The organism is Streptomyces sp. NPDC002265, assembly GCF_040296125.1.
Classification (GTDB): Bacteria; Actinomycetota; Actinomycetes; order Streptomycetales; family Streptomycetaceae; genus Streptomyces.
Window position 1 is genome coordinate 12,685 of sequence record NZ_JBEOWS010000011.1, and the last position, 24,776, is coordinate 37,460.

The following is a 24,776-nucleotide window of genomic DNA, read 5'->3' on the forward strand; positions in this document are numbered from 1 at the left end:
CTAATCCCAGGACTCGGCCCTCGGGGCCGGTCAGCCACCTCAGCAGCTGTTCGTGGCACCAGCGCACCCCACGGGCCTCGGTCTCTGCGGGGAGCTCCAAGATCGGCTCGGGCGTACCAAGAGGTCACCGCGCGATGGGCTCGCACCACCAACACCAACGAGAGGCAAGGCCGATGGTGTTGACGGTGGTGGTAGTCGCGAGGGCAACCAGACGTCGCACGGTCTACAGCTAGGCGTCGAGGCCCGGAGACGTGTAGGCGTCCGCCCGCCGCCCATGCGGCCACCACCACCATCAGAGCCGGGACCGCCCACCGATACACGGACAGGGTTCGGGAGCCTGGATCAAGCCAGACGCCACGGTCCCGCCATTCTCGAACGGCTTGTCCGCGTTCCCAATCTGGCAGACCGTTCTTATCCACGGATTAGGAGACGTGGAATTTCCTGCCCCTCAGTGTGGCCACCCGTGGGGCCGTTCACACCTGAGTCCTCGGTCCAGCGATGCGCGGCCAGCCCCTGCTCGAGATACCCGGCGAGCTTCTCCAGACAGCGCGGCGGCAGACGGCACCGGCCCCGCTCGGCCCTTGCGAGACCAGCGCGTCAGTATCGCCTTGTCGCCACAACTGCTGTCACTGGTAAACCGACTTCACACTCACACGCAGCTGCTGGGCCTCACCTCGGGCGGTTTGACCTGCCGAGCGAACAGCTCCGCCGCCTGCATCCGCACCGCTTCCCGCCCCCGCCTTGCTGCAGGCGTCAGCCCGCCCCCATCCGCATTTCTCACACACCACGGATTACCGGCAATGCGGCACCCGCATCGGAATGTTCAGCAAGGATCACCTCAACGAGCCGAGATCAGTAAAGATCAAGCTCAGGTTCCCAGAATGGGGACCTGCGGGACAGGCCCCATACTCCGGCTTCACACATCCAGCTCGAACCCCGATCTTCCAACCATCGGTCTCGCTGGTCCGTCCGGGGGGCAGACTGCCCCGAACGGGGGCGTCATCGATGGTGCAGCATTGCGATCATGAAATCGCCGTGAGCCACTCGTTTCATGATCAGACACACGATACGCACCCTCTGCGTAGCCTCCCTCGTGGCCGCTCCCCTCGCCCTGACCGCAACGCCTGCGCAAGCCATGACGTCATGCACGGTCAACGGCCGCCCCGTATCCGGTACGACCGTCAGCGGTACTGCCGGCTCCGACTACATCAGCTGCGGCGCCCTCGCCCTGGGGGACAGCGTCAACGGCTTGGGCGGCAGCGACTACATCGTCATCAACGGCATCGTTGCCGGCACCATCGACGGCGGCGCCGGTGGCGACTCCATCACGGCCAACGCCGGTACTGCGGTGACCGGCAGGATTCTCGGCGGAGCCGACAGCGACTTCATCTCCGTCGGCCCGAACGCCGGCACTGTCGACGGCGGACTCGGGTCGGACTACTGCCGAGTCACTTCCGGTAACCCTCCCATCAACTGCTGACCAGCCGGGGGCTCGTTAAGCCAGCAGCTGCGATGCTCAGAACGAAACAGGCCGCGGAGCCCGACGGTTTTTGGCCGTCATCCGAGTTCTGCTCCTCCTGTGCCACCGCAGCCGCACGCGTTGCTTCAGCGGCGGCGTACTTGCGAGCGACATCGGCACGGTCCCCCACACATCCAGGTCCCCGCCCCTCATTTTCTCTTGCTCACGATGGTCTCTTCCCAGCGTTCGCCGGTGGGCGTCGCCCCGCACCGCGTGCACACCGGCGGCCGCGAATCCCACGCGTGGTTCGTAACCTCCGCACGTACCGCCGCCGAATGGCTTCGACCACGCACGAAGCTTTCCGTACCGCTTCACCTGCGGTGCAAGCCTCCGAACGGGTGTGTTAGCTTGAGGCCGCTTCCTTCCCTTTCTCTCGCTGACACGTGGGAAAGCAAGGAACCGGGCCCCCGCTTCGGCGGGGGCCTTGTCACAGGCCGAATGCAACGAGCCACCAGCCCTCTGCGGTCACCTACGCGGGTGCACAGCCTGTGGCGGCCGCCCGTCACCCGAAAAGGCGTCACAGACGGCGCAGCCTGAACGGTGGCGGCCAAGAACCGGCGGCGAGCCGTACCGGCCGCCGCACGGGCTGCCCGAATACGCCCGCGGGCACCAGGGACGGCACTGGACGCAGCCCTCCCTGAGCAGCCTGTCGGGCGAGCCGCCCGCTGAGAGCCGTTGCCGGACCGACACCACAACCGCGTTGCACCGAGTGACAACGTGCGAACCCGGACGCGTGCAACGCCCCGAACTGCACGGACGCGCCCGCAGCCCCCCAGAAGCTCCAGATCGTCCAGGCCGTGACCGGTGAATCGTCATTCGATCTTGTAACCGGGCCGCCTTCCTTGATCGTTTGGGCGGCGTGGGACGTGGCGGTCTAGCACCCGATGGCCGGCACCCTCGTCCTGGACCGGGACACGCTGACCAGCTCCACGGCCCCCGACCAGCACATCGTCGTCTGGACCGCGCAACCGAGAAGCCCTTCGGAAGACGGACTCCATCGCCTCCGCCGCCAGACGGCGCACACGGTCGCGCCGAGACCAGCCCCGTCCCCTCGTCCCCCGGTACGTCTTTCGTGACGCCCTCTGCCGGGCCGCCCGGGGCGGCGGTCCGCGGCGCTCGTCTGCTGCGGTGCGCTTCCGTACTTCTCGGCTGTCGGCGACGTCATGCCAAGGCATCGAGCCCTTGGGGCAGGTCGTCGGACACCAACCAACACCAAGGCGGATGGGCTACTTCGGCGCATGCGGTTCCGCGGTCCCGGCGCCGGACGGCACCTGTGCGCCCTGTTCGGTCGCGGCCCAGCTGGAGAGCAGCATGAGCGCTTCGTGTGAGGGCGAGCCGGATTCGGCGGTGTAGCCGATGACCGTGAGGCCTGCGGTGCTGGTGACGTCGAGGGCTTCGAAGCGCAGGGTCATGTCACCCACCGCATGGTGATGGAAGTCCTTGCTGCCGCTGCGGTGGGCGCGTACGTCATGGGCGGCCCACCGGGTCCGGAACTCGGTGCTGCGAGTGGCCAGCTCTCCGATCAGACCGGTGACGGCCTTGGAGTAGGGCGACCGGGTGGCTTCGACCCGCAGCAGTGCCACGGCGTCGTCGGCCGCCTTCTGCCAGGCGGGGAAGACCTCGTCGGCGCGGGCGTTCAGGAAGATGAAGCGGGCGAGGTTCGGCGGCTCGGCCTGGTGCTCGAATACGGCGCCGTAGAGCGCTCGGCCCAGCGGGTTGGCCGCGACGATGTCGAGGTGGGCGTTCTGCACGATGGTCGGCGCGCAGACCATGGTGTCGATGAGTGCCTGGACGCTCTGCGGGACCTGCGGGCGGGGGCTGCGTGCCCGCGTCTGCACTTTGCCCGCCCTGGCGGTGGCGGCCCTGGCCAGGTCGAACAGGTGGGCCGTCTCGACCTCGTCGAGCCGCAGGGCCGTGGTGATGGCGTGCAGAACCTCGTCGGACACCCCGGCCACCTGACCGCGCTCGATCTGGATGTAGTACTCGACGCTCACACCGGCCAGCAACGCGACCTCCTCGCGGCGCAGGCCGGGCACCCGGCGGCGCCCCGCGGTGGGAAGGCCCACCTGGTCGGGGGTGATCTTCGCACGGCGGGTCGTCAGGAAGTCTTTGATGTCCTTGGCGGTCTCCACAGTGTCCATGCTTCGAGGCTAAACGCCTCGCGGACCGCCAAGGAGAGGCTGCCAGTACCCCCGATAAGCGGCATCTCCCACAGGCTCGCGAACGCCCGCAGTCTGAATGTCGTCGCCCGAACCGACCGGTCGAGCGCATCAAGGCACGAGACAGCACATGGAGCATCCAGTGGAAGCCATCACCTTCCCCAACGGCCCGATCACCATGGCCGGCCACCTCTACCTGCCCGCCGGCTTCGACCCCGAGGGCAGCTACGCCGCCGTCGTCACCGTCCACCCCGGTGGTGGTGTGAAGGAGCAGGCGTCCGGACTGTACGCGAGCAAGCTCGCCGAGCAGGGCTTCGTGGCCCTTGCCTTCGACGCCTCCTTCCAGGGCGACAGCGGCGGCGAGCCGCACCACCTGGAGGACCCCTACGCCCGCGTCGACGACGTACGGGCCGCCGTCGACCACCTCCAGTCGCTCCCCTACGTCGACCCCGAGCGCATCGGCGCGCTCGGCATCTGCGCCGGAGGCGGCTACGCCGTCAACGCCGCAATGACCGACTACCGCATCAAGGCGGTCACCACGGCCAGCGGCCTGAACATCGGCACCTCCTTCCGCCGGAACTGGTACGGCACCGACTCCGACGCGGCCGCCGTGCCCACCCTCCAGGCCGTCGCCCAGCAGCGCACCGCCGAAGCACAGGGCGCCGAGGTCGCCTACCTCCCCTACGTTCCCGCCGAGCCCGACGAGACCACCCCGCGCGACCTGGTCGAGGCACACGACTACTACCTCACCCCGCGCGCCCAGCACCCCAACGCCAAGAACAAGTTCCTCTTCACCAAGAGCGTCTCGCGGATCTTCACCTTCGACGCCTTCCACATGGTCGAGGACCTGCTCACCCAGCCCATCCTCATCGTCGCCGGCAGCGAAGCCGGATCCCTGTGGATGTCCACCGAACTGCACGGCCGTGTCCGCAGCCCCAAGAAGCTCGTGGTCGTCGATGGCGGCACACACATGGACTTCTACGACGTGCCGAAGTACGTCGACCGCGCCATCGAAGAGGCCGTGCCGTTCTTCCGCCAGAACCTCTCCGGCCAGACCGCCGACGAGAACTGAGACCCCCCTTTCGGGCGCCGGCCGAGGCTCCCCTCGCCCGGCCGGCGCCCACGGCACCGCAGCCGCTCCAGGAGCGGCACCACCCCCACGCAACGAAAGCAGCAAGTCATGGGGACCGACGTACGCTTCCCCAGCAGCGGTATGACCCTTGCAGAACACCTGTGCACCTCGTCGTGCCGGGTGCCGGCCGCAGGGGTGAGCTTGTCCAGTCGTTCGAGCTGCTCCGCGGACAGCTCGATCCGCTCGGCGTTCCTCAGCATCGCCAGCAGCAACAGCGTCACCGCCCCCATCGGCTCGCCGACCAACAGCTGCCACTCGATCGACAGCCCAGCCACGTGCACCGCGACGAACGCCGCCACCAGGCACAGGTAGAGAATCGCGAACTGCGGCGAGCTGGTGAAGCCGGAACGGGGTCCGGCGCTGACCGCTGCGGTTCGTGCTTGTCGGTGTCAGACGCTGGTGTCAGACGTCGCATGCAGTCTTGACCAGACCTACTTCGCCGCTCTACGGCACCCGTCCTACGCCTCCGGTTCCCACTCGCGGAGCAGGTCGAACAAACCTGCGTCTCCCTCGAACTGCAGGGAGTCCGCCGGGATACGGTCGTACACGAAGAGAACCAGCTCATTGGCCGTGCCGCGAACGGAGACGCCGACCGCGTTCGGGCCCTCGTCGGCAGCGGCGACAGACGTCGTACTGGGCGCGGAGATACGGGTGGAGCGGGCGCCGTCGCCGTCGAGCGTGAGGCGCCAGGAGTGGCCCTCGGTGGCGTGGAATTCGAAGGCAGTGGGCTTGTGCGGCCAGGCACTCGTCGTTGCGACGCAGGTGTACAGAAACTCCTCGACACCGTCGAGTGCCACCTCGTCCGGCAGCGGCTCCGGGGCACCCAGAGTGACCTGGGCGTCGTAGGTGTGCACCGCCATCTGCTGGAGCTGGTGCCGGGCGACGGCGCCACAGGTCTGCGGCGACTGGGACGCTCCCCACCACGTCCAGCAACCGCGATCCGGGCCGGCTTCCCGCAGTGCGTCCAGCAGTTGCTCCGCGGACTCCGTCAACCAGGCCAGCAGGGCCTCGCGTTCCCGAGGCGCAGCCGGGGCGCCCTCCGCTGCGGACTTGGCCGGAGCAGGCCCTGCGGCGACGGTGGCGGCCCAGTCGCGGCGCCCCTCGCCGATGTGCTGCGCAAGATCGAAGAGCGTCCACTCGGGGCAGGTCGGCACCTGTACGTCGAGGCTGGGCGCGGAGGCGATCGCGGCGCGGAAGGCGCTCAACCGTTCGTCGATCAGTCGCAGCAGAACGGGGAACGCAAGTGTCGTTGTCACATGGACTCTCTATCACCGTGTTCCGACGATCGGACAGTGATTTTCACAGCCGAGGCGGCGAGCGCACGGCACGGACAGAGGCACCCCCGCCCTGAACTCTACCCACTTCACATGCCCCGGCCAGCCCTCCCAGGGGCGGCTACGTCACTTCGAGATCCCGTTTTTAAGTTAATTAGCAATTAATATTGACAGGCTTCAGGGGTCTCGGCAGGGTTTCCGCCGTGGCACCGACCCCCGGCGTGACAGCCGGAGCGGGGGGTGCCTCGTGTCCCCCAACTCTCGGGAGAATCAAGTGACTTCGCATCGTGCAGAGATGGCGCGTGTGCGGCGGACCGCGGCGGTGTTCGGCGCAGCGGTACTGGTCGGGTCGGCTGTTCCGACGGCGCACGCCGCGGACGACCAGGGTGCGCCGCAGTACTACGACAGCGGCCTCGCCCCCACGCCGTACATGGGATGGAACACCTACTACGGGCTCGGCGCCCCGACGGAGGATCAGGTCAGGAAGGTCGCCGACTACCTCGTCAGCAGCGGACTGCGCGACAGCGGTTACAACATCGTCTGGCTGGACGGTGGTTGGCAGGCCGACCAGCCGCGCGACCCGGAGACGGGCCGACTCGTGGCCAGCCCCACGCGTTTCCCCTCCGGCATCCCCGCACTCGTGACGTACCTTCACAAGCGCGGCCTCAAGGCCGGCATCTACACCGACGCGGGCGAGTACGACGGCGGCAAGTGGTGCGGGCTCGGCAGCCGCGGCCACTACACCGAGGACGCGCGCCAGTTCGCCGAGTGGAAGGTGGACGCCATCAAGGCGGACTTCCTGTGCGGCATCGGCGCCGGACTCGATCCGGGCCCGGCCTTCAAGGAGTTCAGCGACGCCGTCGCCAAGTCCGGCCGGAAGATGCTGCTCAACGTGTGCAACCCGCTCACCGACGACTGGGGCATGTCGCACTCCCCCGCGCAGGACGCGCACAACACCTTCGCCTACGGGCCGACGACCGCCGACTCCTGGCGCACCGGCACCGACATCGCCTGGGGCACCCCGACAGCCGGGGAGTGGCCGAACATCCTGCGCAACATGGACGCCAACGCCTGGCACCCCGAGGCGCAGGGCCCCGGGCGCTGGAACGACCCGGACTACCTCATCCCGATGCGCAAGCTCGCCGAAGGCGGCTACGAACTCGACCAGGAGGAGTCCACCACCCAGTTCGTGATGTGGGCCGAGATGGCCTCGCCGCTGATGCTCGGCAGCGACCCGCGGACCCTGTCGCAGTCCATGCTCGACACCCTGCGCAATCCCGAGATCATCGCCGTCGACCAGGACCCGCTGGGCATCCAGGGCGCCCGCGTGGCCACCGACTCCGTCGGCGACGTCTACAGCAAGGTGCTCCAAGGCGCGGGCAGGCGGGCGGTCGTGCTGCTCAACCGTTCCGACCAGGCGCAGGACCGCACGGTGAGGTTCGCGGACGCCGGCCTGACGGGCGAGGTCGGCGTCCGCGATCTGCGGGCCCGCACCTCGCGTGGCACCTTCACCGGTTCGTACACCGTGCGCGTCCCCGCACACGGCACCGCCTTCCTCAAGCTGACCGGCACCGACCAGGCCCCCGGCGCGCAGCTGCCCGGCCGCGCCTCGGCGAGCCCCGCCCTGGTGCGCGACGGCGACACCATGACCGTCTTCACCCGCGGCACCGACGGGTCCCTGAGGGCGCAGACCGCCCGTGGCGGTGACTGGTCCAAGGCTCGCAGCAGCGATCTGGGCGGGCCGACGCGCGGCCGGATTCTCGGCCAGCCCGCCGCGTACGCCTCCGCCGGCGGCCGGATAGACGTCTTCGTGCGCGGCACGGACGACACCGCCTACCGGCGCGTGTACGCGAACGGGCGCTGGGGTCGCTGGCAGAGCCTGGGCGGCACCCTGACGGACGCGCCGACCGTGGCCTTCGCCGGCCCGGACGACTGGACGCTCGTCGCCCGCGGCGCGGACGGCAGGCTGTGGTCGCGCGGCTCTGCCTCCGGCTGGACCTCGCAGGGCGCCCCGCAGGACAAGGCGTTCTACGGCCGTCCCTCGGGCGTCGTGGACGACGCGGGCCGTGTGCACGTGGCCGTGCGCACCTCCGACGACGCGGTCTGGGAGCGGACGCGTGACGCCTCCGGCGACTGGTCGGACTGGACGGCCCTGGGCGGCACGGTGAGCGGCAGCCCGACGCTGGTGGCGTCCGGCGGCGCGGTGCACCTGTACGCACGTGCCGGTGACTACACGCTCTGGACGCGCAGCTGGACGGCATCCGGGGGCTGGGCCGGCTGGAGCAAGGTGGATGCCTTCGTCAGCGGCGCGTTCGACGGGGCGCTCGGTGCCGTGGCCGGGCCGGACGGGGGCGTGCTGGCCGCCTTCCGCGGAGTGGACGGGCGCGTCCACCAGACCGGGCTCTGAGCTCCGCGTTCGACCCACTCACCCCTGTTTCATCAAGTTACATCAGGTCCATGCGGTTTCAGCCGGTTCATTCCAGTTCCGCCTGCGCCGTTCCGTAGCACAGCACCATCGCATCACCGCCCGATCCGGCTTCACCCCGCAGCAACGGGTGTGTCCCCGGGGCTTGTCCGCCCCGGGACACACCCTCCACAGAATAAATTACTAATTAATCTTGACGGCCTTGAGACCCCTGAGCCAAGCTGTGCCTGCCGCGCCCGGAGCCGGGCCGTCAGGGGGCCTCAAGCTCCGTTCCATGGGCACCAAGGGAGTGCACAGATGACCGCCTTCAACGCCACCCGCCGCAGATTCCTCATAGGAACAGGCGCAGTCGGCGCCGGCGCACTGCTCAGCAGCTGCGTCACCTCGAGCCCGTCCGCCTCCGGAGGTAAGTCCGGCGGCCCCGTGACCCTGCAGTCCAACCTCTCCTCGCCGCAGGCGAAGACCGCGATGCAGCAGATCGTCGCCGCCTTCGACAAGCGCGGCGACGCCAAGGCACAGCTGAACACCGTCGCCTCGGAGACCTTCCGCACGCAGCTGCCGACCTACCTCACGTCGGCCAACCCGCCGGACGTCTACACCTGGTACCCCGGTTCCGTCGCCGAGTCGTACGCCAAGAAGGACCTCCTCCTCGACCTCGACGACATCTGGACCAAGCCCGAGCTCTCCGGCTACTCCGACGCGCTGAAGAACCTCTGCACCTCGGCCTCCAGCGGCAAGAAGGTCTTCGTGCCCACCAGCTACTACTGGTGGGGCATGTTCTACCGCAAGTCCAACTTCGCGAAGTGGGGCGTGCAGGAGCCCAAGACCTGGGACGAGTTCCTCGACCTGTGCGACAAGCTCAAGAGCAAGGGCGTCGCCCCGATCGGCCTCGGCGCCGGCGGCGACACCCCGTGGGTCGCCTCCGCATGGTTCGACTACCTCGACATCCGCGTCAACGGCGCCACGTTCCACCGCGAACTCCTGGCCGGTAAGCACCGTTTCGACGGCCCCGAGGTCCGCAAGGTCTTCGACAAGTGGGACGAGGTCCGCCCGTACTTCGACCCGAACGGCACGGCGATCCCCTTCCAGGACGCCACCACCGCCCTGCTCCAGGGCCGGACCGGCATGATGCTCATCGGCACCTTCTTCGCCGACGCCGCGCCCAAGGACGCCCTGGGCGACCTGGACTTCTTCCAGTTCCCCATCATCGACCCGAGCGTGCCGGTCGCCGAAGAGGCGCCCACCGACGGCTACTTCGCCAGCGCCCGCACCGGACGTGCCGACGACGTCAAGGAGCTGATGCGCTACCTCGCCACCGCCGAGGCGCAGGAGCTCTACCTCAAGAGCTCGTCCGGCACTTCGCTGCCGACCCACCCGGACGCCAAGGACGCGGGCACCCCGCTCGTCCTCAAGGGCCGCAAGCTCATCGAGAGCGCCGCCGAGCTCACCCAGTTCTTCAACCGGGACTCCAGCGACGCGCTCCAGCCGACCGCGGACACGGCCCTGGTGCACTACCTGGCCAAGCCCAAGGAGATCGATTCCATCCTCACCACCTGGCAGCGCAGCGCACAGAAGATCTGGAGCCAGTGACGATGGCGCTGATCGGCTCCGCACGACGGTCCAGGGCCACCCGGGTGCCCCCGGTGGTCCTGGCCTTCGTCCTCGTCCCGCTGCTCGCCGAGGGGTTCTGGGTCTTCTGGCCGGCCCTGCAGGGCTTCTATCTCTCCCTCACCTCCTGGGACGGCCTGGCGGCCCCGAAGTTCGTCGGCCTGGGCAACTACAGCGAGATGGTGCACGACGCGGTCTTCCGCACCGCCGCGATCAACATGGTGCTGTGGCTGCTGCTCTTCGGCGGGCTCTCCGCGGCCCTCGGGCTCGGTACCGCGATGCTGTTGCAGAAGGAGCGGCGCGGCATCGGGCTCTACCGGGCGGCGCTCTTCCTGCCGGTGGTCTTCTCGCTGGTCGCGACCGCGCTGGTGTGGCAGGCCATGTACCAGCCGGACGGCCTGATCAACAACGTGCTGGGGGCCGTCGGTCTCGGCGGCTGGAAGCACGCCTGGCTCGCCGACCAGGACACCGCCTTCTACGCGGTGATCGTGCCCGCGCTGTGGCGCCAGGTCGGCTATGTGATGGTGCTGTACCTGGCCGGCCTCAAGGGCGTCGACCCCGTCCTGTACGAGGCCGCCAAGGTCGACGGCGCCACCCGCTGGCAGCAGTTCCGGCACATCACCCTGCCGCAGCTGCGCAGCGTCAACGCGGTCGTCCTGTCGGTGATCGTCATCGACTCGCTGCGCTCGTTCGACGTCGTATGGGCGCTCACCCGCGGCGGCCCCTACCATTCCTCCGAACTGCTGAGCACCTACATGTACTCCACCGCGTTCCAGTCCCTGCGTCTGGGATACGGCTCCGCACTCGCCGTCGTCATCTTCGTCCTGGCCTTCGGCGTCATCGTGAGCTACCTCGTGCGCGCCTTCCGGGAGGCCGACTGATGACCGCCACCCACACGGCCGCACACGCCGAGGACACCGAGGTCCCCACCGCATCCGCCAAGACCGCGACGACCCGCCGCCCCGTCCTGGACGGCCGCAGGCTGCGCACGGCCGGCTTCCACCTCTCCGCGGGAGCGCTGTCCGCGCTGTGGCTGCTGCCGATCGTCCTCGTGCTCGTCACCAGTACCCGCACGTTCGACGACATCGCCGCGCACGGAGTGGGCAGTCGGCCGCACTCGTTCACCCTCGACGGCTTCCGCCAGGCGTGGGTGGACGGCGGCCAGCAGCGCGCGCTCATCAACAGCATGCTGGTCACCCTGCCCACCGTGGCACTCTCCCTCGGCCTGGCCTCCATGGCGGCGTTCGCGCTCAGCCGCTACGACCTGCCCTTCCGGCGCGTCCTGCTGCTGCTCATGCTCGGCGGCAACCTGCTGCCTCCGCAGATCCTGCTGATCCCGGTCTCCAAACTGAGCGAAGTACTGGGCATCTACGACCAGTTGTACGCCCTGATCGGCGTGCAGGTCGGCTTCGGCGTCGGCTTCTACGTCTTCGTCCTGCACGGCTTCATGCGGGCGATCCCCGGTGAGATCCAGCAGGCCGCCGTCATCGACGGTGCGAGCCCGTGGCAGATCTACTGGCGGATCATCCTGCCCCTGGCCCGCCCCGCACTGGCGGCGCTGACCGCCCTGTCGTTCACCTGGATCTTCAACGACCTGCTGTGGGCCATCACGGTGCTGCGCACCGACAGCCAGATGCCCGTCACCGCCTCACTGATCGGGCTGCAGGGCCAGTACGTGTCCATGTGGAACGTCATCGCGGCCGGTTCGGTGATCGCCGCCGCCCCGACCGTGGCCGTCTTCCTCCGCTTCCAGCGCCACTTCGTGGCCGGACTGAACCTCGGAGCCGTGAAGTGACCGCCCCCGACCGGTGGCTGCTGTGCACCGACACCACCACCTACGCCGTCACCCTCGGCGGCGACGGACGCTGGGCCGAACTCGCCGCGTGGGGGCCGCACGGCGCCGAGGACGGACCGTCGCCCATGGACTGGTCCCGTCGCACCCACTTCATCACCCCAGCCGACGCCGCCCCGGCCGAGTACATCCCCTACGGGCTGCGGCCGTTCACCGGCGCCGACCTGATCGCCTCCCGCCCCGGCGGCGACCGCGGCAGCTGGTGGCGCTTCGACGGCGCCACGCAGCACGGCGACCGTGCGCTGCGGCTGGAGTTCGCCGACGACCTCCTCGGACTGCGCACCACGCTGTGCTACGAGACGGTGCCCGGCACCGATGTCGTCCTGCGCTGGACGGAGCTCGCCTGCACCGGCGAGGACGAGGTGCGGCTGGAGCGCTTCGACTCGGCGGCCGTCAACGTGCCCGTCCAGGGCGGCGCGCGGCTGACGTACCTGGCCGGGCAGTGGTCGCAGGAGTTCCAGCTCAAGAACGTGGAACTGCAGCGCGGGCGCTTCGAGATGGAGAGCACCCAGGGCTCGGCGGGCCACGCCTACCACCCGTGGCTCGCCGTCCAGGACGCCGCCTTCCCCGCCGAGGGAGCCACCCCCACGTACGGCATCGCGCTGGAGTGGTCCGGCAACTGGCGGATCACCGCCGACGCCGAGCCCGGCGGCGCGGTGCGGGTGCGCGCCGGCCGGGTGCCCCACGAGGGCGCCGTCCGCCTCGCTCCCGGCACCACCTTGGTCACGCCCCGCCTGGCCTGCGCCTTCAGCCCGGACGGCCTCGACGGCCTGGCCCGGGTCTGGCACCGCTACGAGCGGCACCTGACCGGCGAGCGCATCGACCGTCCCCGCAAGGTCCTGTACAACTCGTGGGAGGCCACCGGCTTCGACGTCGACGCCGCGGGCCAGCTCGAACTCGCCACGGTCGCCGCCGAGCTGGGCGCCGAACTCTTCGTCGTCGACGACGGCTGGTTCACCGGCCGCCCCGACGACACCGGCGGCCTCGGCGACTGGTACCCCGACCCGGCCGAGTTCCCCGGCGGATTCGACCGGTTCGTCGAGGACGTACGCGCCCTCGGCATGGACTTCGGCCTGTGGGTCGAGCCCGAGGGCATCAGTCCCCGCTCGAAGCTGTACGCCGAGCACCCCGAGTGGGTGTACCGCATCGACGGCCGCCCGGTGACACTCGTACGCAACCAGCTCCTGCTCGACCTCGGCCGTGCGGACGTCCAGGAATTCGTCATCGACACCCTGGACCGGCTGCTCGGCTCCCATGCCATCGGCTATCTCAAGTGGGACATGAACCGGCCTCCCACCGAACGCGGCCGCCCGGGCCATCCGGACGGCCCCGACCCGGAGCGGCAGGACCTCGACGCCGCGCACGTCGCCGGCTACCTCCGCGTCCTGGACCATCTGCGCAGCGCCCACCCGCATGTCACGGTCGAGGGCTGCGCCGGCGGCGGCGCCCGCGTCGAGCACGCCACCATCGCCCGCACCGATGTGGTGTGGCCCAGCGACAACACCGCGCCCATGGACCGGCTGCGCATCCAGTACGGCTACCTCCACGCGCACGCCCCGCACACCATGAGCTCCTGGGTCACCGACGCCCCCGGCGTCTTCGATGCCAGGCCGCGCTCGCTCGCCTTCCGCTTCGTCAACTCCATGGCGGGCGTGCTCGGCATCGGCGCGGACATCCGTCACTGGACGCCGCAGCAGCGTGCCGAGGCCGCACGGTGGATCGCCCGGTACAAGGAGATCCGGAACGTCGTCCACCACGGCGAGGTCCATCTGCTGGGCAGCCCCGCAGACCCGACATGCGGTGTCCAGTTCGAGGAACCAGGCGGCGCCCGTGTGGTGGTGACGGCCTGGAACACCGGACCGCTGGACGGCGCGCCCCTGGTGCCCGGACGTCCCGCCCGGCTGCGCCTGCGCGGCCTCACCCCGACGTCCGTCTACACCGACACCGCCACCGGAACCCGCTACAGCGGCGCCCATCTGCTGCACTCGGGCCTGCCGTACGCCTGGACCGCTGAACACGACGCGGAACTGACCGTCCTGACCCGTCAGTGACGACAGCGGACGAATCCGCGCCCCGCCGGCCCCTCGAACAGGAGAAGATCCACCCCATGAACCCAGCCGCCCGTTTCACCCATCGTGTCGCCGTCGTCACGGGCGCCGCGTCAGGCATCGGAGCGGCCTGCGCGGCCCGCCTGAGCGCGGAGGGCGCGGCCGTCGTCCTCGTCGACATCGCCGCCGAGCGCGGCGAGGAGACCGCCGAGCGGCTGCGCAAGGACGGGGCCAGGGCCGTGTTCGTGGCCGCCGACGTCGCCAGCGAGGAGGACTGGCAACGGGTCGTCACCGCCGCGCACGGCTTCGGGCCCGTGGGCGTCCTGGTGAGCAACGCGTACACGGTGGCCGTCGCGCCGGCCCACGAGACCACGCTCGCCTCCTGGGAGCGGCAGCTCTCGGTCAACCTCACCGGTGCCTTCCTCGGGGTGAAGGCGGCACTGCCCGACCTGCGCGCGCACGGCGGGTCCGTGGTGCTCGTCTCCTCCGTGCACGCGCACCGGGGCATCCCCGGCCACCCCGCGTACGCGGCGAGCAAGGGCGCCCTGCTCTCCCTGTGCGGTCAACTCGCCGTCGAGTACGGCCCGGACGTCCGCGTCAACGCGGTACTGCCGGGGCCGATCCTGACCGCCGCGTGGGACCGGGTCCCGCAGGCCGACCGCGAACTCAGCGTCGCCGAGACCGCGGCCCGCCGTTTCGGCACCCCCGAGGAAGTCGCCGCCGCCGTCGCCTTCCTCGCCGCCGACGAAGCCTCGTACATCACCGGATCGAGTCTGCTCGTGGACGGCGGCTGGAGCGTCACCAAGTCCTCGGCCTGACGCCACACCGACCGCTCCAGCCACCGACCGAACAGCATGAAAGGCATACCTATGAGGCCCTACGCACGCCGCGGGGTGCACGGCCAGACCGTGGAGGCCCTCGCCCACCGGGTGCTCAGCGGCGCCATCCCCGAGGGAGCGACGCTCGACATGGCGGCCCTGCAGAGCGAACTGGACGTCAGCCTGACCGCCCTGCGCGAGGCCCTGAAGGTGCTCGCCGCCAAGGGCATGGTCGACGCCCGGCAGAAGCGCGGCACCTTCGTCAGGCCCCGCTCGGACTGGAACCTGCTCGACGCCGACATGCTGCGCTGGCAGTTCTCCGAGAGCAGCGCCACCGGCGCGGACACCGCGCTGCTGCGCAATCTCGGCGAGGTCCGCGGCATCATCGAGCCCGCGGCCGTACGCCTCGCGGCGGACCGTCGCACCGACGCCGACCTGGAGGCGCTGGAGGCGGCCCTGACCGCCATGGGACAGCAGGGAGGCGCGAGCGACGCCGTCGAGGCCGACCTCGCCTTCCACCGGGCGCTGCTCGCGGCCACCCACAACGAACTGCTGGAACGCATGGAGATGGTCATCGAGTCGGGCCTCGCCCAGCGGGACCAGCTCGTGCACAGCGCCCCGCACAGCGAGGACCCGGTCCCCAGCCACCGAGCCGTCCTCGACGCGGTGCGCGACCGGGACCCGGACGCCGCGGAACGCGCCATGCGCGCCCTGCTCGATCAGGCGTCGCGCGATCTCGACCGGGTCAGCGGTCCGCAGGCGCCGCAGGGCGCGGACGGTTCATCGGAGCAGAAGGACGGCCAGGCACAGTGAAGATCGCGCGCGTCGAGACCTTTCTCATCCCGCCCCGCTGGCTGTTCTGCCGCATCGAGACCGACGAGGGTGTCGTCGGCTGGGGCGAGCCGGTGGTGGAGGGCAGGGCCGAGGTGGTCCGGTCGGCCGTCGAGGTGCTGTCGGAGTACCTGGTGGGCCAGGACCCGCTGCGGATCCAGGACCACTGGCAGGTGCTGAGCAAGGGCGGCTTCTACCGGGGCGGGCCGGTCCTGTCCAGCGCCGTCGCCGGCATCGACCAGGCCCTGTGGGACATCGCCGGCCAGTCCCTCGGCGTACCCGTGCACACCCTGCTCGGCGGCCCGGTCCGCGACACGGTACGGGTGTACGCCTGGGTCGGCGGCGACGAACCGGACCGGCTCAAGGAGGAGGTCGCCGCCCAGGTGGAGGCCGGCTTCACCGCGGTCAAGATGAACGCCGCCGGGCGCACCCCGCCGATCGGCAGCCCCGCCGAGACGGCCGCCGTCGTGGAGCGCGTGGCGGCCGCCCGCGAGGTTCTGGGCCCGCACCGGGACGTCGCCGTCGACTTCCACGGACGCTTCAGCGCCGCCAACGCGCGGCGCGTGCTGCACGAGATAGCCCCTCTGCACCCGCTGTTCGTCGAGGAACCCGTCCTGCCCGAGCAGGGACACCTGCTGCCGGGCCTGGTCGCCGCCTCACCGGTGCCACTCGCCACCGGTGAACGGCTCTACGGGCGCGCCGAGTTCCTCCCGGCGCTGACGGCCGGCATCGCCGTCGCCCAGCCGGACCTCTCGCATGCCGGCGGGATATCCGAGGTCACCAGGATCGCCTCGCTCGCCGAGACCTTCGGGGCCCACCTGGCGCCGCACTGCCCGCTCGGACCGATCGCGCTGGCCGCGAGCCTGCAGGTCGCCTTCGCCACGCCGAACTTCCTGATCCAGGAACAGAGTCGGGGCATCCACTACAACAAGGACGCCGACCTGCTGTCCTACCTGGTCGACACCGAGCCCTTCCGCTTCGTCGACGGCCAGGCGCACCGCACCGAACTGCCCGGACTCGGGATCGCCGTCGACGAGGACGCGGTACGCAATGCCGACCGGTCCGGCCACGCCTGGCGCAACCCCGTCTGGCGGCACGCCGACGGCTCCTTCGCCGAATGGTGAGCGTCATCCCGCTGCCCGTGCGTGTCGCCGCCGACGCGGACCACGGCGGACGCTGGACATCGCTGACCGCGGGCGACCGCGAGTGGCTGTGGCATCGCGACGAACCTCGCCGCCCCTTGGTCCGGCCCGGTGATTCCTTCGCCGACGCCGGAGGGCTGGAGGAGTGCGTGCCCACCGTGCGCGGGCTGCCCGACCACGGGGACGCCTGGTCGCGGTCCTGGCGGCGGGCCGGGGACGAGGACACCGTGGAGTGCCCCGACTTCCGGCTCACCCGGCGTATCGGCGAACAAGGGAACGCGGTCGTCGCCGACTACACGCTCGCCGCCGAGCCCGGCTACCGCTTCGTATGGGCCGCCCACGCCCTGCTGGACCTCTCGGCGGCCGCCCTGATCGGCGTCGCCGGGCCGGCCCTCGCACGGCTCTACCCGGACGAGGGCGACCGATGGGTCGCCGGCGCCTGGCCCTCCGTCGGCGGCGTGCCGCTGGACCGGCTCGGCCCGGACGACGGCAGCGCCGTCGGAGCGGTCGTTCTGACCTCCCGGGTGTCCGTGCACGACGGTACCGACACCCTGCACCTGTCCGTCGAGGCCGACGGGCAGCCGGTCGCGGTGGCTCTCTGGCGCAACCTCGGCGGCTTCCCCCAGGACGCGCCGTACCGCTCGATCGGCGTCGAGCCGATGCTCGGGCGCGTCTTCGACCGCGCCGCGGCGGGCGAGGGCGACACCGCCGTCGTACCGGCGAGCGGCGAGGTCGCCTGGCGGCTGACCGTCACCGCGGACCGCCGCCTCTGAACACCCGTCACCTACCCGGCCGCTTCTCAACTCCCGTCAGCAGCCCGGCCGTTTCTCAACTCCCGTCACCAGCCCGGCCGGCTCACAACATCCTCACCAGACCCGTCGTCTCCGAACATCCGTCACCAGACCCGCCGCCTCTCAACACCCGTCACCAGAAAGGATTCCGGATGAACCTGCTCGCCGCGCTGCGCGCCCACCGGTTGCTCGCCATCGTCCGCGGCAGCGACCCGGACGCCGCACTCGACACCGTGCTCGCCCTCGCCGAGGAGGGGGTCGCCCTCATCGAGGTCTCGCTCTCCGGGCGTGACGCGCTCGACGTCATCGCCCGGGCCCGTGCCGCGCTGGGCGCCGACGCGCTGCTCGGCGCCGGAACCGTGCTCACCTCCGACGACGCCCGCGCCGCCCATAAGGCCGGCGCCGCGTTCCTGGTCACCCCGGCGGTCAGCGAAGGCATCGCCACCGGCCGGGAACTCGGACTCCCCGTCCTCGCGGGCGTGATGACCCCCACCGACATCCTCCAGGCCCAACGGCTCGGCGCCGACGCCCTGAAGCTCTTCCCGGCCGGCAGCGCCGGGGGGCCCGGCTACCTGCGAGACCTGCGCGGTCCCTTCCCGGACCTGCCCTTCGTACCGGTCGGAGGAGTGGACGCCGCGGCGGCCGCCGACTACCTGCGCGCCGGAGCCACAGCCGTAGGCGTCGGCTCTCCCCTGATCGGCGACGCCGCGGCGGGCGGCGACCTCACCGCCCTGCGCGAGCGCGCACGTGCCTTCCTGGACGTCGTCCGCACGGAGGAACGCCCGTGACCACTCCCCCGGTCCTGGGAAGCGACCGTCTGGAGCTGGGCGAGGGCATCCGCTGGACGGACGGCCGCACCGTGCTCACCGACATCCTCACCGGCAGGCTGCTCGCCCTGCCCGACAAGCCCGACGAATCGCTCGAGCAGATCACGCAACTGCCCTGCCCGCTGGGCGCCGTGGCACCGGTGGAAGGGCGTCCCGGCCACTGGATCGCCGCGGCGGGCACCGGCATCTGCCACATCGACCCCGCGGGCCGCGTCGACTGGATCGGGCGCCCCGAGGACGGCGCACGCGTGCCGATGCGGATGAACGACGGCGTCGCCGACCCGCACGGCCGCTTCTGGGCCGGCAGCATGGCGTACGAGGCCACCGACAAAGCGGGCTCCCTGTACCGCCTGGACCGCGACGGCCACGTCACCCGCGTCCTTCAGGACATCACGATTCCCAACGGCCCTGCCTTCAACGCCGACGGAACCGTCATGTACCTCGCCGACAGCGCCCGGGGTGTGATCCGCCGCTACCCGGTCGACCCGGTGACCGGCGACCCGGGCACACCCGAACTCTTCGTCGCCCTCACATCCGGCAGCCCCGACGGCATGACCACCGACATCGAGGGCTGCCTTTGGACCGCGGTCTGGGGCGCCGGTCAGGTCCACCGCTACCGGCCCGACGGCAGCATCGACCGGGTCGTCGAACTGCCCGCCGGGCAGCCCGCGGGACTCTGTCTCGGCGGTCCGGACGGCCGTACGCTCCTCGTCACCAGCGCGCGCATCGGCCTGCCCGATCCGGGACCGCTCGACGGTGCCGTCCTCGCGGTCCGGGTCGACGTGCCCGGCACCCCGGCCGCCCCGTACCGCCCGGCGATCTCCTCCGTCTCGGCCCCACCGGACCGTGCCGACACCCCCTAGGAACCCCACCATGTACACCGAACGGCCACTGCGGGACGGCCCTGTGACCTGCGTCGGCGAGACCATGGCCGCCCTCGCCCCCGACCCCCTGGGGCCGTTGGACGGCGCCGACCTGCTGCGCGTCGACATCGCGGGCGCCGAGTCGAACGTCGCCCTCTACCTCGCCGACCACGGCATTCCCGCCCGCTGGGTGTCCGCCGTGGGCGACGACCCCTTCGGCCGTCGCGTCCGCGCCCGGATCGCCGCGGGCGGGGTCGACGTGAGCGGCGTCCGCACCGACCCGGAACGCCCCACGGGACTGCTGTTCAAGGACCCGGGCGCGCACGGCACCCGCGTCCACTACCGCCGGGCCGGCTCCGCCGCCTCGGCCCTCACCCCTGACGTCCTCGACGACCCGGCGTTCACGGACGCCGCGCTGGTCCACCTCAGCGGAATCACCCCCGCCCTGTCGCCCGGCTGCCGGGCCCTCGTCGAACGCACGCTGCGCCCGGACCGCCCGTGGCCCGTCAGCTTCGACGTCAACCACCGCCCCGCCCTGTGGTCCGGCCGCTCCGCGGCCGACGAGCTGCGCCCGCTCGCGGACCTGGCCGACATCGTCCTCGTCGGCCTCGACGAGGCGCAGGCCCTGTGGGGGGACCGCATCACCGATGCCGAGGGGGTTCGTGACCTGCTGTCCGGCCCGGACGTCCTCGTGGTCAAGGACGGGGACCGCGCGGCCACCGCATTCGTCCGCGACGCCGTCCACCGTGTGCCCGCCCTGAAGGTACGGGTCGCCGAACCCGTGGGCGCGGGCGACGCGTTCGCCGCCGGATTCCTCGCCGGCCTGCTGCGGCAGCTGCCCGTGGACCGCGCTTTGCGGCTCGGCCATCTGACCGCGGCCTCGGCGCTGCGGGTCGCCGCCGACCACGGCCCGCTGCCCGACCCCGCACTCCTCGCAGCTCTCCTGGACGCCGACGAGGAGACCTGGCGCTCCGCCGTGATCGACTGATTCCTGCTGGGGGGGCGCCCTCCGGGACACCTCATCCCGTAGGGGGCCGCCCATCGGAACCCCGAGCCGTCTCGCCTGCCGTTCTGCGGCAGTCGTGGCCCTGACCAGCGACAACGACATGCGTGGCAGCTCACACTCGATTGCGGTGCTTGAATGGACCGTCGATCCTGGTCAGGCAAGGAGAAGTGCTGTGCCCCTGGTGTCTGTCGTGATGCCCGTGTACAACTCGGCGGCCACCCTCGGCGCAGCCGTCCGATCGGTGCTCACACAGACCCACAGCGACGTGGAGCTGCTGGTCACCGACGACCAGTCCTCCGACGGCTCCATGGACCTGCTCCGTGAGTTCGCCGAGCAGGACGAGCGCGTCCTGCCGAAGTCGGCACCCGAGCAGGGCGGTGCGGGCCGGGCCCGCAATCTCGCGATCGAGCGGGCCCGCGGGGACTACATCGCCTTCCTCGACAGCGACGACATGTGGCTCCCGGAGAAGACCGAGAAGCAGCTCGCCTTCGCCGCGGAAGGCGATGCGCCTTTGACGTTCACCTCGTACTTCAAGATGGACGCCGACCACGACGGCGAGAGCACCGACTGGGTTCCCAACGGGCGGGTCATCCGTGCGCGGGAGCACGTGGACTACCGCGCGATGCTGGTCCAGGACCACATCGGTGCTCTCACCGCCATGTACGACCGCAATGTCCTGGGCACGAGGCTGATGCCGGAGATGCGCAAGCGCCAGGACTACGCCCTCTGGCTGTCGATCATGCGGGACGGCGCCGACGCCCGGGGCCTGGCCGAGCCGCTTGCGGTGTACAGGGCCCACCAGGCGGGATCACTGTCCTCCAACAAGCTCTCGCTCGTGCAGTACAACTGGGCCCTGTACCGAGAGCACGAGCAGTTGTCGGTCCCTCGGGCGACGCGGGCCCTGGCCGGCGCTGTGCGGCAGTCGCTGCGCAACTCGCGCATCTAGATCCGGACAGGGGTCACGGAGCCCGGTGCGCCAACGTTTCCGCGGGTGCCCGACCGGCGGCCAGGACGTGGGTGCGGTCGGTGCGCCAACTGCATCGGCCTGCGAAGCCTTCTCGAGCATGTGCGCTGATCACGCTGGAGCACCGGGAAAACCCAAGATCCCCGACAGAGGCGAGCTAGGCCGCCGTCTCCCTCGCCGCCACCTCCACCGGTCCAAGAACACGCGTCTGCAGACGACGCAGCGCATCCAGATGATCCGCCGTCCACACCTCCCGTACTGCCACCGGAACCACACCCTCGGCGGAAGCACCCATCACGTCCCTGCTCAACGCACCCCACAGTTCCGCACTTGCCACCGCACCCGCCACCACACCGACCGGAACACCACCCGAGCCCGCCAGCGCACGGCCCGAGGTCTCGAACCACGCGAGGACCGCGTCGCTGTCGTCCAGGATCCCCGAGCGTGCCGTGCTGGCCGTCCCCGCGCCGCGGTCTGCACCGGCCCAGAGATCGACGACCGCATCACCGGTGAGCCGGAGGGCGGTGACCGTGTTGACCAGGCAGACCACGTCCGACAGTGGTAGCCGTTTGGTCCCGCGCTCGGCCAGGTACCCCCGGAAGGCATCGTCCAGGATCCGCGCGGCAGCGGTGGCCTCTCGCCGCTCCTCGGCGGCCTCCGGAGAAGGCACACGGGACCGGTCCGGCCGGGTCAGTCCGTCCTCGACCGCGGCACCCACATACCTGGCGCCGGCACCGAAAGCGTCGCACAAAGCCCGCCCCAGGGCCGCAGCCGCTCCACGGGGCCAGAACACAAGCCCCACGATCAGGCTCACCGCACAGCCGAGCGCCATGTCCTCGACGCGTACCAGCCCGACCCGCCAGCCGACCGGCTGGACGATGGTGAAGAGGATGAGCAGGACGATGGTGAACCCGGCCTGCCCCGCGGTGAACGAGGCCACCGAGGGTTCGAGTCCCACCAGAATGATCGCCGGTGGCAGCAGCAGCCACAGCACGACGGGGTAGGGACTGAGCGCGACGATGACCACCGTACCGACGACGAAGCCCACCACAGCGCCGAACAACGCACGGCCGATGGTCTGCCCTGTGTTCACCGCATTGGTCCGCAGCACGGCCAGCGTGCCGAACACGACCCAGAAAGCGTGCTCCACTCCGGTCACCTGCGCCAGCACCACACCGATCGCCAAGGCGACGGCTCCGCGCACACTGTTGTGCAGCCACACCGAGTGACGGTTCAGATGCTCCCCCAGACGCTGTCGAGCCGAGCCCATGCCGGTCTGGTCTCCCGCGGGACGATGGCCCCACAGCCGCTGCCACCAGGTGCGATGACGCGCGCTGACCGCAAGCTCGACATCCGCGGCGATGACCGCGCAGACGAAGCTCATCCGCTGGGCGCGGAAGGCCGGCAGCAGCGAGCCGACGAGCGCGGTGAGCGGCTCACCCTCAGCAGCGGCCTGCCTCACGGGAAAGGAGTCGGTCACCGCCGACTCCAGCCTGGCCCGCGCGGTCTCAAGGCGGGCGCTCTCCTCGGCCAGGACGCCCGTCCGGGCCCGCTCCGGACCTGAGCCGCCCTGTCCGCGCGCGGCCGGGAGGGACGAAGCGAGCAGAGCGGCGGACGCATGTTCCAGCAGCACCGCCGCGGCCCGCTGCACCTCACACACCGCCTCCCCGACAGCCATGTGCCGCGGGGGCGGTGGAGACCGCTCCAGCAACTTGCCCAGCCAAGCGACCCGGTCGACGAGTCGGACCATGGCTCGAGCAGTGGTGGACAGGCCCGTAGGGCGGTGCGGAGCGACGAGGAAGACCTCCATGACCGCGGCGACGGCGTCGGTCGTCTCCTGTGCGACACACTCCGGCACCGGCGGAGTCCGCGAGGACGGCCTCCCTGCGCAGTCCGCCTCGGCCCGCAACTGCCGCGACGCCAAGGAGAACACCCGCGCCGTCACGGCACGCAGCGGCTCCCACGGCGGCCGAGGCCACATATAGGCAACCGCCACAACCGCGGCCGCTCCCCCCATACCCCACCCGGCAATCCGCTCCGGGATCGAGCTGACCGGTCCGACCAGCGTCGCCGGGAGTACGAAACTGATCAAAAGCGAAGTGGAGGCACCGGCCAGGACCGAGCTGAGAACCGCGCAGAACAAGATGGCGAAGACGATCACCAGGGTCACGACGCCCGCCACCCAGACCACCTGGGCGGCGAGACTGCCCAGGCCCACCAGAACGATCGACGCCACCACGAGAGCGCTCTGCTCTGCCACTCGTTCACGCATCGGGCCGCTGAAATCGACGAACATCATCAGCACGAAAGGCGCGAAGGCAGAAAACACCGCCACGGTCTGGCTGCCGATCACAAAAAGCGACAGCGCGAGAAGTGAAGGCGAGATGATGGCAGCCCGCAGCCCGCGCCGCAGTGCCGACAGCCCCGGGTCGTGCCCCCGCACCCATCGCGTTGCCTTGACCGGCCACGAGCCGGCTGAGCGGCTCCCGCGGACGTCGCTGTCAGCGCCCCTGGCCTTGGCACCGGGCATTCTCATGGGTGGAGACCTTCTCAGGTACGGCCCGACACCACGCGCCTGGGCACGGTGTGACAAGCACGCCACCGGCCTTCGGCTCCATGGCATGCCTTCAGTTCAACTCGGTTGTGCGGTGGGCATGATGGTGACCTGCTGGAGATTGACGTGCGAAGGGAGAGCGGTGAGGAATCCGACCACATCGGCGATGTCCTCGGGGGCGAGCCATGCCATGCCGCTCTCCTTGGAGGAGGCGAGCCACTGCAGGGCACCCTCATCGGTCACGTGGCTCTGCAACTCGGTGCCGACTATCCCAGGTTCAATGGCGGACACGCGTACGTTCTTGGGTCCGAGCTCGACACGCAGATGCCGGGAGAGGTGAGTGACGAAAGCCTTGGTGCCGGAGTACACCGCGAAGTTCGGGAAAATATTCTGTGCGGCGATCGAGGACATGTTGACGAGATCGGCAACGCCGCGGTCTTCGGCTGCCCTGACGAGTTGAGGTGTGAAGGCAGCGATCACGTTCATGAGCCCGGTGATATTGAGGTCGATCTGTTGCTGCCACTGGTCGGTCGCACGCTCCTCGACGGGAGCGGGGAGCATGACACCCGCATTGTTGACGAGCAGGTCGGCGTCGCCGAAGTCGTCGGCTACACGGTCCGCGGCTGCCTGCACGGCGGCGGTGTCGGTCACATCCACGGTGAGTGCCAGAGCATCCCCGCCGCTCTTCTCGATGCGGTCGACCAGACTGTCGAGCCGCTCGGCACGCCGTGCGAGGACTGCGACACGAGCACCCTGCGCTGCCAGTTGTTCGGCTGTGGCCTCGCCGATCCCACTGGAGGCTCCCGTGATGACCGCGACACGGCCATTCAGCGACTCGGCCGAGATGCCGGGTTGTGCAGACATGGGACCCCTTCCGAACAGCGGGAAGACTGAGCAGCATGTCGGGATGTACGGCTTCCGGCACAGGGCACTTTCCGGTGCTTCCATTCCCTCCGGAGCGGG

At 70.4% G+C, this 24,776-nt stretch carries 20 protein-coding genes and 1 pseudogene; 16 read left to right on the plus strand and 5 right to left on the minus strand.

Translation table 11 applies throughout. The features are described from left to right. Positions 1 to 425: 425 nt before the first annotated feature. Positions 426 to 781, minus strand: a pseudogene (locus ABT085_RS46625) (helix-turn-helix domain-containing protein); the annotation flags it as partial. A 312-nt stretch (positions 782 to 1,093) separates the two neighbouring features. On the opposite strand from ABT085_RS46625, the gene ABT085_RS03585 reads away from it, so the two are divergent. Then, positions 1,094 to 1,480, plus strand: a complete 387-nt coding sequence (locus ABT085_RS03585; RefSeq protein ID WP_351601405.1) for a hypothetical protein — start codon at positions 1,094 to 1,096, stop codon at positions 1,478 to 1,480. A 1,265-nt stretch (positions 1,481 to 2,745) separates the two neighbouring features. Here the strand turns inward: ABT085_RS03585 and ABT085_RS03590 are convergent. Beyond that, entirely contained in the window at positions 2,746 to 3,660 is a 915-nt protein-coding gene (locus ABT085_RS03590; protein ID WP_351601408.1) for a helix-turn-helix domain-containing protein, read from the minus strand. Positions 3,661 to 3,820: 160 nt separating this feature from the next. On the opposite strand from ABT085_RS03590, the gene ABT085_RS03595 reads away from it, so the two are divergent. Beyond that, positions 3,821 to 4,750, plus strand: a complete 930-nt coding sequence (locus tag ABT085_RS03595) for an alpha/beta hydrolase (protein WP_351601411.1) — start codon at positions 3,821 to 3,823, stop codon at positions 4,748 to 4,750. A gap of 201 nt (positions 4,751 to 4,951) precedes the next feature. Then, positions 4,952 to 5,122: a hypothetical protein gene (locus tag ABT085_RS03600; protein WP_351601414.1), complete on the plus strand. Its 171-nt coding sequence runs from the start codon at positions 4,952 to 4,954 to the stop codon at positions 5,120 to 5,122. Between the two features lie 146 nt (positions 5,123 to 5,268). Here ABT085_RS03600 and ABT085_RS03605 read toward each other — a convergent pair whose 3' ends face one another. Then, positions 5,269 to 6,066: a maleylpyruvate isomerase family mycothiol-dependent enzyme gene (locus tag ABT085_RS03605; RefSeq protein WP_351601416.1), complete on the minus strand. Its 798-nt coding sequence runs from the start codon at positions 6,064 to 6,066 to the stop codon at positions 5,269 to 5,271. 313 nt (positions 6,067 to 6,379) lie between these two features. On the opposite strand from ABT085_RS03605, the gene ABT085_RS03610 reads away from it, so the two are divergent. The 13 genes from ABT085_RS03610 (at position 6,380) to ABT085_RS03670 (ending at position 21,241) form a co-directional block, all read left to right on the plus strand. Beyond that, complete coding sequence (locus ABT085_RS03610; RefSeq protein WP_351601419.1) at positions 6,380 to 8,491, plus strand: DUF8189 domain-containing protein; 2,112 nt, start codon at positions 6,380 to 6,382, stop codon at positions 8,489 to 8,491. 315 nt (positions 8,492 to 8,806) lie between these two features. Beyond that, positions 8,807 to 10,099 (plus strand): ABC transporter substrate-binding protein, encoded by a 1,293-nt coding sequence (locus ABT085_RS03615; protein ID WP_351601422.1) that lies wholly within the window; start codon positions 8,807 to 8,809, stop codon positions 10,097 to 10,099. A gap of 2 nt (positions 10,100 to 10,101) precedes the next feature. Continuing rightward, positions 10,102 to 10,998, plus strand: coding sequence for a carbohydrate ABC transporter permease (locus ABT085_RS03620; protein WP_351601425.1), 897 nt, complete (start codon positions 10,102 to 10,104; stop codon positions 10,996 to 10,998). Further along, positions 10,998 to 11,912 (plus strand): carbohydrate ABC transporter permease, encoded by a 915-nt coding sequence (locus ABT085_RS03625; RefSeq protein WP_351601428.1) that lies wholly within the window; start codon positions 10,998 to 11,000, stop codon positions 11,910 to 11,912. The genes ABT085_RS03620 and ABT085_RS03625 overlap by 1 nt, the downstream gene beginning before the upstream one ends. Next, the gene (locus ABT085_RS03630; RefSeq protein ID WP_351601431.1) at positions 11,909 to 14,020 is read left to right on the plus strand and encodes an alpha-galactosidase; all 2,112 of its coding nucleotides are present in this window, start codon (positions 11,909 to 11,911) and stop codon (positions 14,018 to 14,020) included. The genes ABT085_RS03625 and ABT085_RS03630 overlap by 4 nt, the downstream gene beginning before the upstream one ends. Before the next feature lie 56 nt (positions 14,021 to 14,076). Then, a complete protein-coding gene (locus ABT085_RS03635; protein ID WP_351601434.1) occupies positions 14,077 to 14,835 on the plus strand; it encodes an SDR family NAD(P)-dependent oxidoreductase in 759 nt (252 codons plus the stop codon). A gap of 51 nt (positions 14,836 to 14,886) precedes the next feature. Then, positions 14,887 to 15,648, plus strand: a complete 762-nt coding sequence (locus ABT085_RS03640; protein WP_351601437.1) for a FadR/GntR family transcriptional regulator — start codon at positions 14,887 to 14,889, stop codon at positions 15,646 to 15,648. Then, the gene (gene dgoD / locus ABT085_RS03645) at positions 15,645 to 16,790 is read left to right on the plus strand and encodes a galactonate dehydratase (RefSeq protein WP_351601440.1); all 1,146 of its coding nucleotides are present in this window, start codon (positions 15,645 to 15,647) and stop codon (positions 16,788 to 16,790) included. Before ABT085_RS03640 ends, dgoD begins: the two co-directional genes overlap by 4 nt. Further along, positions 16,784 to 17,581, plus strand: coding sequence for a hypothetical protein (locus tag ABT085_RS03650; protein WP_351601443.1), 798 nt, complete (start codon positions 16,784 to 16,786; stop codon positions 17,579 to 17,581). The genes dgoD and ABT085_RS03650 overlap by 7 nt, the downstream gene beginning before the upstream one ends. Positions 17,582 to 17,751: 170 nt before the next feature. Next, complete coding sequence (locus ABT085_RS03655) at positions 17,752 to 18,387, plus strand: bifunctional 4-hydroxy-2-oxoglutarate aldolase/2-dehydro-3-deoxy-phosphogluconate aldolase (protein ID WP_351601445.1); 636 nt, start codon at positions 17,752 to 17,754, stop codon at positions 18,385 to 18,387. Continuing rightward, entirely contained in the window at positions 18,384 to 19,289 is a 906-nt protein-coding gene (locus ABT085_RS03660) for an SMP-30/gluconolactonase/LRE family protein (protein WP_351601448.1), read from the plus strand. The genes ABT085_RS03655 and ABT085_RS03660 overlap by 4 nt, the downstream gene beginning before the upstream one ends. 10 nt (positions 19,290 to 19,299) lie before the next feature. Beyond that, on the plus strand, positions 19,300 to 20,277 hold the full coding sequence (locus tag ABT085_RS03665) for a sugar kinase (protein WP_351601451.1): 978 nt from the start codon (positions 19,300 to 19,302) through the stop codon (positions 20,275 to 20,277). A 190-nt stretch (positions 20,278 to 20,467) separates the two neighbouring features. Beyond that, the gene (locus ABT085_RS03670; RefSeq protein WP_351601454.1) at positions 20,468 to 21,241 is read left to right on the plus strand and encodes a glycosyltransferase family 2 protein; all 774 of its coding nucleotides are present in this window, start codon (positions 20,468 to 20,470) and stop codon (positions 21,239 to 21,241) included. Positions 21,242 to 21,416: 175 nt separating this feature from the next. On the opposite strand, the gene ABT085_RS03675 is transcribed toward ABT085_RS03670, so the two are convergent. Then, positions 21,417 to 23,702 carry an FUSC family protein gene (locus ABT085_RS03675; protein WP_351601457.1) on the minus strand — a complete coding sequence of 762 codons (2,286 nt, stop codon included), beginning with the start codon at positions 23,700 to 23,702 and terminating at the stop codon, positions 21,417 to 21,419. 189 nt (positions 23,703 to 23,891) lie between these two features. Further along, entirely contained in the window at positions 23,892 to 24,677 is a 786-nt protein-coding gene (locus tag ABT085_RS03680) for an SDR family oxidoreductase (protein ID WP_351601460.1), read from the minus strand. Positions 24,678 to 24,776: the final 99 nt, after the last annotated feature.